The 13,763-nt window shown below is 42.1% G+C and carries 12 protein-coding genes and 1 riboswitch; of the genes, 3 read left to right on the forward strand and 9 right to left on the reverse strand.

The window, feature by feature from the left end:
- Window positions 1–15: 15 nt before the first annotated feature.
- The 4 genes from EIZ39_RS14360 to EIZ39_RS14375 all read right to left on the reverse strand — a co-directional run bounded on the left by EIZ39_RS14360 (window position 16) and on the right by EIZ39_RS14375 (window position 5,827).
- A complete protein-coding gene (locus EIZ39_RS14360; RefSeq protein ID WP_129200687.1) occupies window positions 16–1,884 on the reverse strand; it encodes a flagellar assembly protein A in 1,869 nt (622 codons plus the stop codon).
- 21 nt (window positions 1,885–1,905) lie between these two features.
- On the reverse strand, window positions 1,906–3,084 hold the full coding sequence (locus EIZ39_RS14365) for a MalY/PatB family protein (RefSeq protein ID WP_129200688.1): 1,179 nt from the start codon (window positions 3,082–3,084) through the stop codon (window positions 1,906–1,908).
- A gap of 274 nt (window positions 3,085–3,358) precedes the next feature.
- Complete coding sequence (locus EIZ39_RS14370; RefSeq protein WP_129200689.1) at window positions 3,359–3,598, reverse strand: hypothetical protein; 240 nt, start codon at window positions 3,596–3,598, stop codon at window positions 3,359–3,361.
- A 99-nt stretch (window positions 3,599–3,697) separates the two neighbouring features.
- Window positions 3,698–5,827 (reverse strand): DNA topoisomerase III, encoded by a 2,130-nt coding sequence (locus EIZ39_RS14375; protein ID WP_129200690.1) that lies wholly within the window; start codon window positions 5,825–5,827, stop codon window positions 3,698–3,700.
- Between the two features lie 174 nt (window positions 5,828–6,001).
- Here EIZ39_RS14375 and EIZ39_RS14380 point away from each other — a divergent pair, with 174 nt between their 5' ends.
- On the forward strand, window positions 6,002–6,796 hold the full coding sequence (locus EIZ39_RS14380; RefSeq protein ID WP_129200691.1) for an HAD family hydrolase: 795 nt from the start codon (window positions 6,002–6,004) through the stop codon (window positions 6,794–6,796).
- A gap of 185 nt (window positions 6,797–6,981) precedes the next feature.
- Window positions 6,982–7,410 (forward strand): hypothetical protein, encoded by a 429-nt coding sequence (locus EIZ39_RS14385; protein ID WP_129200692.1) that lies wholly within the window; start codon window positions 6,982–6,984, stop codon window positions 7,408–7,410.
- Window positions 7,411–7,458: 48 nt separating this feature from the next.
- On the opposite strand, the gene EIZ39_RS14390 is transcribed toward EIZ39_RS14385, so the two are convergent.
- Both EIZ39_RS14390 and EIZ39_RS14395 read right to left on the reverse strand, forming a co-directional pair.
- Window positions 7,459–8,370 carry a DMT family transporter gene (locus tag EIZ39_RS14390; protein ID WP_129200693.1) on the reverse strand — a complete coding sequence of 304 codons (912 nt, stop codon included), beginning with the start codon at window positions 8,368–8,370 and terminating at the stop codon, window positions 7,459–7,461.
- Between the two features lie 158 nt (window positions 8,371–8,528).
- Window positions 8,529–8,894, reverse strand: coding sequence for a DUF1516 family protein (locus tag EIZ39_RS14395; protein WP_240675817.1), 366 nt, complete (start codon window positions 8,892–8,894; stop codon window positions 8,529–8,531).
- A 173-nt stretch (window positions 8,895–9,067) separates the two neighbouring features.
- Window positions 9,068–9,155, forward strand: a riboswitch (cyclic di-GMP riboswitch).
- 13 nt (window positions 9,156–9,168) lie between these two features.
- On the opposite strand from EIZ39_RS14395, the gene EIZ39_RS26665 reads away from it, so the two are divergent.
- Entirely contained in the window at window positions 9,169–9,345 is a 177-nt protein-coding gene (locus EIZ39_RS26665; protein ID WP_164985103.1) for a hypothetical protein, read from the forward strand.
- A gap of 58 nt (window positions 9,346–9,403) precedes the next feature.
- On the opposite strand, the gene msrB is transcribed toward EIZ39_RS26665, so the two are convergent.
- The 3 genes from msrB to EIZ39_RS14410 form a co-directional block, all read right to left on the reverse strand.
- Window positions 9,404–10,372, reverse strand: a complete 969-nt coding sequence (gene msrB / locus EIZ39_RS14400) for a peptide-methionine (R)-S-oxide reductase MsrB (RefSeq protein WP_240675818.1) — start codon at window positions 10,370–10,372, stop codon at window positions 9,404–9,406.
- A 99-nt stretch (window positions 10,373–10,471) separates the two neighbouring features.
- Window positions 10,472–13,402: an ATP-binding protein gene (locus EIZ39_RS14405; protein WP_129200694.1), complete on the reverse strand. Its 2,931-nt coding sequence runs from the start codon at window positions 13,400–13,402 to the stop codon at window positions 10,472–10,474.
- Window positions 13,395–13,760: a response regulator gene (locus tag EIZ39_RS14410; RefSeq protein ID WP_129200695.1), complete on the reverse strand. Its 366-nt coding sequence runs from the start codon at window positions 13,758–13,760 to the stop codon at window positions 13,395–13,397. The genes EIZ39_RS14405 and EIZ39_RS14410 overlap by 8 nt, the downstream gene beginning before the upstream one ends.
- Window positions 13,761–13,763: the final 3 nt, after the last annotated feature.

Genomic DNA, 13,763 nt, shown 5'->3' on the forward strand with positions numbered 1-13,763 from the left:
CCCTAGGGCCAGCCTCTATTCGTCATATTCTCCTTCTTCCCCACTCTCGATGACTAGTACCTTATCCTTCAAGTAGGCCTTACAATAATATACGGGTTCTGCGATATCGCGACACTGCCGTCGAATACAAATCCGAGATTCCATAATACTTTCTGCTAAGATCCGGTATCCAGCGGTCAATTGTGTCCTCCCGCTGCCTTCGCCGCCCACCTTCATAGCAGAGATACTTCCTTCGGCGATGATGCTTCCCCCTCGGCAGACAGAATGTCGATCATAAAAGATGATATTTCCCTCTGTGTACAAATCACTTTGTATGATCCCTTCTTTTTTAATACGGATATCTCCTGTTGCTTTGAGTAGGGAATGGTGACATTGTCGAACTTCAATCCCTGCCTTTTTTTCTTCATAGGAACGTATCTTTTGACGCATATCTGCCAAGTTAGCCTGCATGGCATACAATTCATCTATGGATCGTATTTCCTGCATTCTTTGTGGCTTCAGATAAGGTTCGACCTTACTTCTGATATGGGAAAAATCATGTTCTGCTGATGATTTTATCGACTCCGTGAGAACGACTAAATCATGGAAGAGCTGAGGTAAATGGGAAAACTTCTGATCGAGAAGAGTCAATAATAGTCTTCCCATGGCCACAGTCTGATTATTTTCGTGAAGATGTTGATTTAACAGTTCAACGGCTTCGATGAAGGTGGCTGCTTGTTCGCTGACCTTCTTCAGCTCCATATACAGACGACTATAGTCTACGCCATACAGTCCTGAATACATCCGGCTTGATACAACATTCCCCTGTACATGAATGCCTCCTGTGGCTGCAATGGTGGCGTGATAGACATGGCCGAATACGAACACCTTTCCCATGGCTTCAATCAGCATCCCATCCATGACATCTCCATATACGACGACATCTCCAATGAAAATGATATTACCAGTGCTCATGTCTACATTTCCTTGAACGATGTAAGAAGTGGAGACGTCAAAGAACTTAATTGAATCACCAAGCATGCGCGGTCGTCCATCTTTTAAGGCGTATACTTCACTGTGATCCTTGATCTCAACATGTTGTCTTGCTGCCATTATGACGTCTCTCGCCGGTTGAGGGGGAATAATGTGTCCATAGATGTTGCGTCCATTCTTCCCCTCTTGCTTTTCCACTTTCCTTGCCATCAGCTCTCCAGCACGGACCATAGGAATATGATGATGTTGCCGATAGTCAACCTTCCCATCTTTTTCTGTTAAGTACGTTTGTTCCTCTAAGGCGAAGTAAAGTTCAATATCAGCATCTGTTCCTGGAATGGGTTCGCTGCCTTTAGCCACCACGACGGGAGGGCTACCTGGAGACATGATAGCAGCTTGAATCGCCTCATGGTCGATTCCCCCCATGATGCCCATTTGCTCTAATTCTTCGATCACCATGGCTTCCTCTAACGCTTCAATGATGTGATTGTAATCTTGCTCTGCTTCGACTTCGACGTACGGTGCTGGGGGATGACTTTTCAGTTTCCATTCATACCGTTTGGTGTCATGGACTCGTAAATAAGCCTTCATTTTATCTTCTGAAACCTCTAGTGTAAATAAAGGAGACTCTTCTATTCTCCAATCTAACCGTTCTTCAGAGGATACACGTACAGGGAGCTTTATCTTGCTTTTGTTTATATATAATATGAGTGGTTCTTTCCCTACGATAACAGGAAATTTTCCTCCATCAGGGGGGTCGCTCACCTTAATGACACCGTCATGGATCTCTACTGTTCCGTCTTGTGGGCCAGAGGAGTGGTGGTCAATATCTTGCTCTGTCGTAGAGTTGTTATTGTCGGAACTAAGGCGTTTCATTAGTCGCTTAAATTCTCTGGCTATCCTCTCGGGCATAGTAGATAACCCTCTTTCTAATTATTCAAGCTTTTCTAAGGCTCTTCTCAATCTCTCTAGACCTTCAGTTAAGGTTTCTTTAGGACAAGCGATGTTTAATCTTAAAAACCCTTCTCCATTGCTGCCGAAAGTAGACCCTTCGTTTAGGGCGATCTTCGCTTGTTTATACATAAAGTCTTTGAGCTGCTCACCCGTTAGACCTAACTTCCTGCAATCTAACCACACGAGGTAGGTGCCTTCTGGCTTAATGACCGAAATTTCAGGTAGATATTCGTTGAAGTACCCCATGACATACTCTAAGTTATGGTGAAGATAGTCTATTAACCCATTCAGCCATTCTTCACCGTGATTGTAAGCCGCTTCAGTAGCTACGACGGAAAAGCAATTATCGAACTGAAGGGACAAGGTGGAAAGTCTATCATTATACTTTTTGCGCAACTCAGCGTCTGGTATGAGAATGGTGGATGACTGAATACCTGCAATATTGAAAGTTTTGGTTGGCGCAAAGCAAGTAATGGAATAATTAGCTATTTCGTCTGAAAGAGAAGCATAGGGTATGTGCTGGTGTCCACGGTATATAAGGTCACAGTGAATTTCATCAGAAATAACGAATACCCCATATTTTAGACTCCATTCCCCAATTTTCTGTAATTCCTCTTTCTTCCACACTCTTCCTACAGGATTATGTGGGTTACAGAGAATCATGAGTTTTACATCCGGATCCTTCATGGCTTGTTCGAGCAGATCAAAATCCATTGTATAGTGATGATCTTTAAGTTGGAGAGGATTCTCGACGATGATACGGTCATTTCCCCTTATGACTTGATGAAACGGTGGATACACCGGTGTCTGGATGATGATCTTATCATGAGGTTCGGTTAAAAGGTTCACTAGGATGCTTAGGGCGGTTACTACTCCGGGTGAAGTCGTAATCCATTCTTGTTTAATGGACCAGTGATGTCTTCTCTCCACCCATGAGGTAATGGCCTTATAATACGACTCTTCCCTAATGGTATAACCATAGATTCCGTGCTCTACCCTGGCCTTTAGTGCCTCGATTACAGCTGAAGGAGCCGTAAAGTCCATGTCAGCCACCCATAAAGGGAGGATCTCTTTATCTCCGAAGAGTTTATCGCATTGATCCCATTTGTAGGACTGGGTATTTCGCCTTTCGATTGGTTGTTCGAAGTTAAGATTCATGTAGATCCTCCTTTAGGAATGGAAAAAGTGTATAAAAAAATCATTTATATAAATAATATATAAAGGCGTCGCGATGCCTACTGGTGTAGACCCTTTCAGGACCTTAACCCCTGCCGGGGTCTTACTAATGCCTTGTAACCGAAAAAATAGGTAGGAAGCAAGAATATACAAAATCCCGGAGAAATTCTCCGGGTTAATTGCATAAGCCACTACTGTAGGAGTATTTTGTTACTCTGATGGTAACAAATTCTACTAGGACTTACAATACCATCTTTTATAGCTTTGATAACAGGGTTAATAGAAGAATGACAGGAATCCCTATGTAGCAAAAAAACAACAACCAATTCTTCCAGAAGACACGGGTTCTATAGTTTTTATATTGGCTAAACCAGCTTGTAACGACGTAGGCTACGGCTCCTATAAACAGTAGAAACAGAATCCCCTTTAGAAAAATCCCAACAAATAGGCCTACTATGACTCCGAGTGCAATCCCTTTCCAAGAATCAGACGGCATTCCTCCACCTCCGAATCGCAATAGTAGATTGTATGTTTATGTTCTACAATATATGTGGCCTCTCAAGCATAGAGAGAGGCCTATAGGAGGATTTTATTGCTAGGAAGGATCATTCTTATTTTCTAAGGCTGCCTTGAGGGCATCGCCTAAACTTGCCCCTAGTCCTTCATTATTGCTGTATTGCTTAAGCAGATTACGTTCTTCTCGTTTATTGGTTTTCTTTTTGCTCGCTTTTTGGTCTTCTAGCATTTCGATGACATTGCATGGCTTGCATTGAGCAAACTTGCCGGCTTTTCCTGTACGCAACTCCATTTTCTTTCGACACTGCGGGCAACGCTTATTTAAGACCGGATTTTCTGCAGCTCGTCGGTATCCACATTCGCGATTGGAGCAGATAAGGGTTTTTCCTCTTTTTGATTTTACTTCCAAAAGATTTTCCTTACACTCTGGACACTTTGATCCAGTAAGGTTGTGCGGCTTGTACTGAGTCTCGCTGCGATTGATGTCGGATACGAGTTGAGCTGTTTGTTGACGAATCTCTTGAAGGAACGCTTTCGCATTGCCTTTCCCCTTTGCAATTTGTTCAAGTTCGTTCTCCCATTTTGCCGTTAGTTCCGGTGAGCGAAGTTCATCCGCTACAAGATCAGCCAATTGCAAGCCTTTTTGTGTAGGAAACAGGCGGTTTCCTTGACGTTCGATGGTCTCTGTTTGTAGAAGCTTTTCAATAATATCTGCACGGGTAGCTGGTGTACCCAATCTATGCTTCTCCATCTTGGTAAGAAGCTCTGCTTCACTGTAGCGCTGTGGAGGCTCCGTTAGATGCTTGCGGACCTCCATTCGCTGAACCGGAAGTGTGTTTCCTTTTGCTAGATCAGGGAGTGCTTGTTCGGTTTGATCCTCTTCTAGGTTGGACCTTCCACTTTGAACATAGACTTCTTTCCAGCCTGCATCTTGGGTGATTCTGCCCTTGGCATGGAAGCTTTCTTCTCCTATTTTCACTTCTACCTGGATCAAATCATATCGATAGGGCGGATAAAATAGAGAGATAAAGCGTCGAGCGATGAGGTCGTACAGCTTTCTCTCATCCGCTGACAGGTCTCCTAGCTGTAGTGGCTGATCCGTTGGAATGATGGCATGGTGATCTGTCACTTTACTATCATCCACTATTCTTTTTGTAATGGTTAATTCCTTTTTTAATAAGGGACGTACCAGAGTACCATAAGGTCCAACAGCGATACTAGACAGTCTTCCCTTTAAGGTATCCGTCATGTCCGAAGAAAGATATCTAGAGTCCGTTCTTGGGTAAGTGACTAATTTATGCTGTTCATAAAGTCGTTGTAATACATTGGAGGTGTGCTTAGCGGAGAATCCATATCGGCTATTCGCATCTCGTTGAAGTTCTGTCAGGTCATAGGCTAATGGATGGTGCTCAGCTTTGGTGTCTCTTTTTACAGCAACCACTTCGGCTTTTGCATTTTTGGCCTTGGTCTCAATGGATTTGGCCGTCTCCTCGCTAAAGATTCTGCTTTCCTGTTTCGGGTTTGACTTCCAGATGGCGTGGAAATTTCCAAAATGAGCCTGCACCGTCCAATAAGGAACCGGTTTGAAGTTGTTAATCTCTTTCTCCCGTTCAATCATCATGCAAAGCGTGGGTGTTTGAACTCTTCCAGCGGCTAGTGGAGCATTATATTTACTGGTTAAGGCTCTGGTTACGTTTAACCCAATGAGCCAATCGGCCTCTGCTCGGCAGACAGCAGATTGATATAAAGGTCGAAAATCATCCCCAGGTTTTAATTTTTGGAACCCTTCTCGTATAGCTTTGTCCGTTTGTGAGGAAATCCAAAGTCGTTTTGTAGGTTTTTTCCAATGAACGACATCCATAATCCATCGTGCTACTAATTCTCCTTCCCGTCCAGCATCCGTTGCAATAATCAATTCCTTAATGTCGTTTCGTTTTGCAAGCTGAGATATCGCCTTAAATTGGTGGGAGGTTTCTTTCATTACTTTTAATTTCATATGGGTTGGGAGAATGGGCAAGTCTTCCATTTTCCAGGTTTTGTACTTGGCGTCGTAGTCTTCCGGTTCTGCGAGTGTGACAAGGTGGCCCATCGCCCAAGTGACAATATATTGAGATCCTTCGATATAAGTTTTGTTTTTTTGATTGCAGCCAAGCACTCTGGCGATTTCTCTTCCAACACTTGGTTTTTCTGCTAAGACTAGTGATTTCATGTTTCTCTCCTTATGGTAAAGTTCCTATTTAATAGTACACAAGATGAAACAAGAATGCGAATTTAAAGTAGTTCAACGAACTTAAACTTTCCTAAGTTGAAAAAAAAATCAGCCATATTCGAAAATACATGATAAAATAATAGAAAAATTTTAAGAAATTGAGGGAAGCTGGAGATGATTAAAGCCGTATTGTTTGATTTAGATGATACCTTATTATGGGATGAGCGCAGCGTAGAAGAGGCGTTCCTAGCTACTTGTGAATTAGCACAGTCTAAGTACAATGTTGATCCACATCAACTAGAGGAAGCTGTACGCAGCGCAGCACGTACTCTTTACTCTTCGTATGAAACCTATCCTTTTACGATGATGATTGGCATCAATCCATTCGAGGGGCTATGGGCTAACTTTCTTGAGGGTGAAGATGCTCAATTTCGTAAGCTTCAAGAGCTAGCTCCTAATTACCGTCGTGAATCCTGGACACAAGGGCTGAAGGCACTTGGGATAGACGATCCCGAATTCGGGCAGGTACTAGCTGATACCTTCCCTGCTGAGCGTCGCAAACGCCCTTATGTTTACGAGGAGACGTTTGAGGTACTTGATCAGCTGAAAGGAAAATTTCAGTTATTACTCTTAACGAACGGATCCCCTGATTTGCAACAAGAGAAGCTTGCGGGAGTACCTGAAATTGCTCCTTACTTTGACCATATCATCATCTCTGGTGACTTTGGTAGAGGTAAGCCGGACCCATCCCTATTTCAACATGCGCTTGAACGGCTCTCGCTAACTAGCGATGAAGCTATTATGGTTGGGGATAAGCTTACAACCGACATTCTTGGCTCTTCAAGAGTAGGAATGAAGTCCGTGTGGATTAATCGCCGAGGCTTAGAGAGAAATGATGAGATCGTTCCAGATTATGAAATTAAGCATTTACAAGAGTTGTTTTCAATAATCGACGATTTAAACAAATAGTAATGGGGAAACAAGGGCAAGATAGGAGTTCTATCTTGCCCTGTACTTGTCGTCAGAGGACATATTATCGGCCAACCAATATCAACTTCAAAAAAAATTTTTTTCATTTTGAAACTTTTGTACGAGTTTGTCCGTAGAATAGAATTAGATTTTGCACATCATCTATGTAAGGAGGAAACATAATTATGTTTAAGAAACTACTTGCAGTATTCATGGCATTTGCTCTGATCTTTTCTCCCGGTGGATTGTTTGACCATCAGGAAGTAGATGCCAAGAAATCCTATAAGTCCGGGACGAAGTCGTTTACGCCGACGAAGAACGATTCCCAAATGAATTCAACGACAAACAAGCCAGCGTCCAATACGACGAATACTCCGGCGAACAACCCAGCAGCGTCTACTGCTAGTAAGGGTGGATTCATGAAGGGGATGTTGTTCGGGGGTCTAGCAGGACTCTTGCTAGGAAGCATGTTTGGGGAAGGCCTGTTAGGTGCGGTACTAGGTCTACTCATTAATATCATTGCTGTTGCGGCTATCGTGATGATTGGTCGTAAGATCTACTTGCACTTTAAGAATCAACGCAAGTCTCGTGATATTCAAGATTCAAGAAGATAAACTCAAACCAAAAAAGGAACCGAAAGGTTCCTTTTTTAGTTTCCTCTATTAAGAAGCTTCTTTTTTCTTCCACTCAATACCTGCGGAAGGTCGAGACTTCTGGATGGTGAATAATAGGACTCCTCCGATTACGACCGCAGTCCCTAAGAATTGCATGAGGCTCATCGTCTCTCCAAGCAAGAAGTAAGCAAAAATAGCTGTAAATATCGGATTAAAATTAAGGAACATCCCGGACTTGGTTCCCCCCACTTGTTGTACCCCGATATTCCAAAACAACATGGCGACTACGGTTGCCCCTACACTCACATACATCAGTGCGATCCAAAAAGCAGGAGTAGGATCAGTAATAGTGAAAGTAGGTAAATTAATGGGGAAAAGAACTAAAACTCCGAAAATTCCGGCCCACAAGGTAGACATAAAGGCAGACGTATACTCCATTGCTTTACGTCCTGCTACGGAATAGACACCCCATGAAGCGACTGCTGCTAACATAAAGAGGTCCCCTGTATTGAGCTCGAATTGAATGATTCGTTCCCACTGTCCATTGGTGATGACAAGCAATACCCCAGCGAAGGAAATCATCATGCCTAAGAGCTTACGAAAGCTTATTCTCTCTCCTATAATAAGGAAAGATGCAATCGCAATGGCAACCGGATTTAACGCGGAGAGTAATCCGGCATTATTAGAAGAAGTTCGTTCTAAGGCAAGGAACATGAAAATATTAAATAACACAACACCTGTTAAGCCCATAATAAACAGGTAGATGAGGGCAGACTTAGGTGGCAGAAGCTTCTTCTCCTTAAACCATACAATCGGAAGTAAAAAAACAATGGCAATCATCCATCTCAGATCAGTTAAGGTAAGAGATGAAGCATGATCTACCAAGTACTTTCCTGCAACGAAATTACCAGCCCAAAGCATGCTCGTAATGAGTAATAAACCGAAAAACATCATATGCATGGAGAATCGCCTCGATAGTATAGATTTTATTTTGAGTGAGTTTATTCGATCATATTACTCCGTCATGGGGTGAATGTCTATATTCAAACGTTTAATTTAATTTTCCACACGGTAAAGAAAAAGGGTGCCATATAGACACCCTTCCATGTTTCTTCAATTTACAGAGAAATAACGTTAAATCCTAACAGCACTACAAGAGGTAGAACGACAGCAAACGGCATCCAGAGTGGTTTGGTTTCTTTCCCCTTCTTCCCTCTTACGAGGATCATCTCCATAAGGGAGATGAGAACGAATGCAAGTATTCCCTTAATGACAAAGGTTAAGGCAAAACTATAACCAATTAACAGGCCTACACCTGTTACAAGCATAATCAAAGAGAATAATCTTAGAATCATATGTGTTACTTTTTGGATCTTTGTTTTATCTTGTCTCAGCATGATGTAGCTAATTGCAAAGAACAAAATAGTGAGCGCCCAAGAACTAGCATGAGAATGGTACATGGCTGTCATAGCTACTGGTGACACTTGGTAAACCTCCTTAATTGTTATCTTTTCACTGTCTTCATAGTAATTACACTACTAATTATAATAAATAGCTAGCCTAATAAACAAATAGATTGTGAACTTTTCGTGACTAATTTTTATTGTGACTATTTTCCCTTACAAGTTGATATCGAACCACTATATAATTTCCTCATCCAGCGAAATGGCAAATTCATTCGAAAGATGAAGACGCAAAGCCACGGGCCTAAGGTAGGAATAGACTACGGCAGCCGGGTTACCGAAAGGAGGATGAATAATGCATAACATCTCAGATGATTTGTTTTCGATGAGAGACGTCTATGCCTTAATTAAGGCAAAGGAACAGTTAAAGGACAGCATTCTTGATCCTGCTCTGAAGTGGGATGAACGCATGGTCCTTTATCAGAAAATCAATGACATCAACGATCGAATTCGACAATTGAGTAATCGATAAGGAAAGAAATGTAGAACCTCACTCTTCCATCCAGGGAGTGAGGTTTTGCTTATTTCGTTTATTTCCTGTCGAACAGATCTAAGTATTCACCGTACCCCTCTTCTTCCATTCTCTCCCTTGGGATAAAACGTAAAGCAGCAGAATTAATACAGTAGCGTAACCCTGTTGGTTCAGGTCCATCTTCGAATACATGTCCAAGGTGAGAATCTGCCTCTTTGCTTCTGACCTCCGTACGGACCATATTGTGACTCACGTCGATTTCTTCCTGAATCTCTTGAGCATCAATAGGTTGGGTAAAGCTTGGCCAGCCACAACCGGAATCAAATTTATCAAGAGAGCTAAATAAAGGTTTACCAGAAATGATATCGACATAGAGTCCCTCTTCTTTGTGATTCCAATACTCGTTTTGAAAAGGAGGCTCCGTCCCATTGTTTTGAGTGACTTGATACTGCATGGGAGACAATTTCTTTTTTAACTCTTCATCTCGTTGATGGTTCTTCCAATGTTCCTTTATGAAGTTGTCCCGTCCAGATCCTTGACGATAGAGCTTGTATCGGAAAGGATTTTTCTTATGGTAATCTTGATGGTATTCTTCAGCTGGATAGAACGGTGCAGCAGGTAATATGGCGGTTGCAATTGGCTTGGAGAAGCGACCACTTTCCTGAAGCTCTTGTTTGGATTGTTCAGCTAGTTGTCTTTGCTCCTCATTGTGATAAAAAATAGCCGTGCGATAGGACCCGCCGCGATCGTGGAATTGCCCTCCTTCATCCGTCGGGTCGATCTGTCTCCAAAATACATCTAATAATTGCTTATAAGGGAATACGCCTGGATTAAACGTAATTTGTACCGCCTCATAATGACCGGTTGTCTCCGAACAGACTTCTTTGTACGTAGGATTTTCTTTAGATCCCCCCGTATATCCTGATACCACTTCTATAATCCCCGGTTGCTCCTCGAACGGAGATACCATACACCAGAAACATCCTCCGGCAAAGGTAGCAAGTTCCTGTGCCATTGACTCCTTCATTCTTTTCACCTTCTTCATCAATTGGTGTCCTACTTCCCTATTTTACCACAGTTTCATTCTCATTTTGGACAGAGAGATGATAGGTAATACGCCCTTTTACTATACTTCCTTCTCCTTGACGTGCGGAATGTGTATTTCTCCATTCTGAGTTCCGAGAAGCAGCGTTTGCAGCAAAATAGAAGAAAGCTTACTAGGTGGATAAGGTTTGATTAGATAATCCTTTGCCCCGAAGGTTCTCCCTTTTTCTTTTTCATCTAGGGCAGATGAAATAAAGATGGGAATGGCTTGTGTTTCAGGAGATTTCTTCAACTCTTCAATCACTTTCCATCCATCTGGACTGTCTCCCAACATCAGATCGATGACAATGGCCGCAGGAGTGTGTTGCTTTATTTCGGACAACGCCAAGATCCCGTCGGTATAATGTTTGACGTAGAAGCCCGATTCAGTTAGCTCATCTGTTAGCAGCATAGCTAAGCTTAAATCATCTTCGATAACAATGACGGTACCGAATTCCTTGTTTAAAGAAGGCTTCGTTGGTGAGGAGTCCAACTCCTGGTTGCGAGGCAATGGGAGGATTACCGTGAAAATAGATCCACTGCCAAGCTCCGATTTCACCTCGATATTCCCCCCATGTTCAGCAATAATTTCTTTGCAGATGGCTAAGCCGAGTCCTGTTCCACCAATTTGATGGCGGTCATCGTGTTTAATCCGGTGGAATTTCTGAAATAGTTTTGATTGCTCTTCTGGTGGAATGCCTAATCCTTGGTCTGACACGTGAATAAGTAGTTGTTCATTGTTCTCTTCAAAATTGACAATGATGTCTCCCCCATGAGGCGAGAATTTAACAGCGTTACTAATCAAATTTGTAAAGACTTGTACCATTTTTTCTTTGTCAGCATAAATGGTAGTATTGACGACTGGATGATTCACCGTAATCTGATGCTTAGTGGTCGTATATTTAAATGAATCCATCACTTCCTTCACTAAAGCCACCAATTCAAACTTTACTTTTTGGTACGATTGTTTACCTGACTCCATTCGCTGAAGGTCCAAGAAATCATTAATTAAACTTGTTAGCCTCGATGCTTCTTTGTATATCGTTTCAAGGTACTTTCTTTGGCGATCCGGTTTAAGTTCCCGCGTAATCATGAGTTCAGCAAAACCTAATACGTTTGTAAGTGGAGTTCTTAATTCATGACTTACGGTACTTACTAAATCAGATTTCATTTGATCGATCTCATACTCTGCTGTAATGTCTCGATGAACAAGCAAGGTTCCTATTTTATGCTGGTTGCGGTAGATGGCTTGGGCATAGACCTTTATCACTCGCAAACGAGGATGGGTGATATTGTATTGATAAGAAGATGAACTCGAGCGTCCAAATACAGCTTCATGGAGGTATTGAGTGAGTCCTTGATCCATGTCAGAGAGTTCCTCTAAAGAACGGCTCCATTGAGAATAAATCGACAGTCCCGCATCAAAGTTATCCTCCCAACCTAGCATGTGACAAAGCGTTCGGTTGGTTTGGAGTAACTGCCCTTCTAAATCAACGAGCTGTATCCCTTCATTCACATGATCGATAATGTCTTGGTTCACTTGTCTATTACTTTCCGTTTCTTCATACAGGCTTATCTTCTCGAGGGAGAGAGAAACGCGATTCATAACACCAGTTAATTCATTGATTTCCTCCACATGAAAAGGACTGCCTAGCCTTGATGAGATAAACACAGCGATTAACTCTTCGGTAGACGAGTAGACGGGTAGGTACAAATCAAAGACTCGAATTGGGTTTTCATGGTATCCCTGTTCATAAGGTTCGGCAGTTCGCTCGGATAGGAAAGGCTCCTTCGTCTCCTCCAAACGAATGACTAGGCTATCTTGTATGCATTGCTTGAACTTTTCCGCTTGATGCTTAGAGATCCCAATGGAGGAATATTCATTCCGATCATTAAGAAGCACAATCATGGCCTTATCCATCGAGTATATTTTCAAGGTATGCGCAAGCACACTGTCGAGGAGTACGCTCCTGTCTAGGCTTATGGACAGGTCATGATTTAAACGGTTAAGGTTCATCAGAACCGTTCGGTTTTTTTCCACTTCATCAAGGGACTGGATGAGCTTGGCTTCTACTAATTCTTGTTCAGCTAAGGAGCGCTCGAGCTTGTTTCGTTGATCGGTAAGCTCATCTTGTTGTGCCAATAGTTCCTCATTGTGGGCATAGAGCTCTTCTTCCTTGGATTGAAGACTTAATACCATATTTTCAAATGAGCGAGTCAGGACACCTAATTCATCCTCACGATTGGCGAGTTGGTTCTTATAAGGCGTGTTATAGACACCTATATTTCCCGCAGCCAGCTGTTCCGATGTAAGAGAGAGTTCTTGAATAGGTCTACCGATGTCCTTTGTAATTCTTCTGATGGCAACTTGAATAATCGCTAGTAAGAAAATAACATAAGCCAACAGCAAATAATTCAGTCTCTGTGTTTCCTTAAGAAAGTGATCATAATGATCTTGTAAGGCTTGATTATAATTACTTGATGAATGTTCCATATATTCTAAGAAGCTGTTAATTGTATCTGTCGTCCCACTTTGCGATATCTCACGGATAGCGTAATAATCATTCTTTTCAATTAGTCCTTCGAATCGAGGTAACAACTGATGAATAAATTTGTCCGTAAAGAGGCTTAAGTCTCTGCTGATCTGTTTTTCTTCTTCATTTAAAGGAAACTGTTGAAAGCGAGATAAGGTTTCTGTAAGTTTATGCCCTTCTAAATAAGAAGCCTGTAGTTCTCTTTGAGATTGGAAGGCTAAGAACCCTCTTTCCCGAAGAATCATTTGGGTATAATGATGTTCAAGCTCTTTTACCACATTTTGCTTTTTAATCAATTCGTCGCGCTCTACCTTATAGCTCTCTTTAATGGAGGCTTCAATTGAGAAGATGGTCATAATCCCAATGAAAGCAAGAGTAAAAACGATCATCATGATGAAGAGGAATCTTCGGTTGATGCTCTTATTAAAATAGCTATGCATTCAGAATATCCTCCGTTAACTGTAGCAGGTGCATCGGACTAAATGGCTTTGCAAGGAAGTAGTTGGCTCCGGCCGCTATGGCCTCCTCTTGATCTCGCTGTTGAGCCTTGGCAGTAAGCATAAGTATGGGAATGCTCCCTTTCTCTGGGTGCTGTCTTACTAATTTAATAAGCTCAATGCCTGTCATCTTTGGCATCATATAATCTACTATAATTAAGTCGAAGTCTTCCGCTAACAATCGTTCATAGGCTTCTAATCCGTTCGAGGTCTCTCGTATTTCGTGACCTTCTTCCTCCAACGAGTCAACGATTAACATACGTAGTACCTCTTCATCTTCTGCTAGTAGAATTCTTGGCATGTT

The organism is Ammoniphilus sp. CFH 90114, from assembly GCF_004123195.1.
Classification (GTDB): domain Bacteria; phylum Bacillota; class Bacilli; order Aneurinibacillales; family RAOX-1; genus YIM-78166.

Excerpts from the sequence above, each read along its gene's own strand:
- EIZ39_RS14405 (WP_129200694.1), bottom strand. The coding sequence starts at position 13,402 with ATGCATAGCTATTTTAATAAGAGCATCAACCGAAGATTCCTCTTCATC.
- EIZ39_RS14380 (WP_129200691.1), top strand. The coding sequence starts at position 6,002 with ATGATTAAAGCCGTATTGTTTGATTTAGATGATACCTTATTATGGGAT.
- EIZ39_RS26665 (WP_164985103.1), top strand. The coding sequence starts at position 9,169 with ATGCATAACATCTCAGATGATTTGTTTTCGATGAGAGACGTCTATGCC.
- EIZ39_RS14375 (WP_129200690.1), bottom strand. The coding sequence starts at position 5,827 with ATGAAATCACTAGTCTTAGCAGAAAAACCAAGTGTTGGAAGAGAAATC.
- EIZ39_RS14365 (WP_129200688.1), bottom strand. The coding sequence starts at position 3,084 with ATGAATCTTAACTTCGAACAACCAATCGAAAGGCGAAATACCCAGTCC.
- EIZ39_RS14360 (WP_129200687.1), bottom strand. The coding sequence starts at position 1,884 with ATGCCCGAGAGGATAGCCAGAGAATTTAAGCGACTAATGAAACGCCTT.
- EIZ39_RS14410 (WP_129200695.1), bottom strand. The coding sequence starts at position 13,760 with ATGCCAAGAATTCTACTAGCAGAAGATGAAGAGGTACTACGTATGTTA.
- msrB (WP_240675818.1), bottom strand. The coding sequence starts at position 10,372 with ATGAAGGAGTCAATGGCACAGGAACTTGCTACCTTTGCCGGAGGATGT.
- EIZ39_RS14390 (WP_129200693.1), bottom strand. The coding sequence starts at position 8,370 with ATGCATATGATGTTTTTCGGTTTATTACTCATTACGAGCATGCTTTGG.
- EIZ39_RS14385 (WP_129200692.1), top strand. The coding sequence starts at position 6,982 with ATGTTTAAGAAACTACTTGCAGTATTCATGGCATTTGCTCTGATCTTT.
- EIZ39_RS14370 (WP_129200689.1), bottom strand. The coding sequence starts at position 3,598 with ATGCCGTCTGATTCTTGGAAAGGGATTGCACTCGGAGTCATAGTAGGC.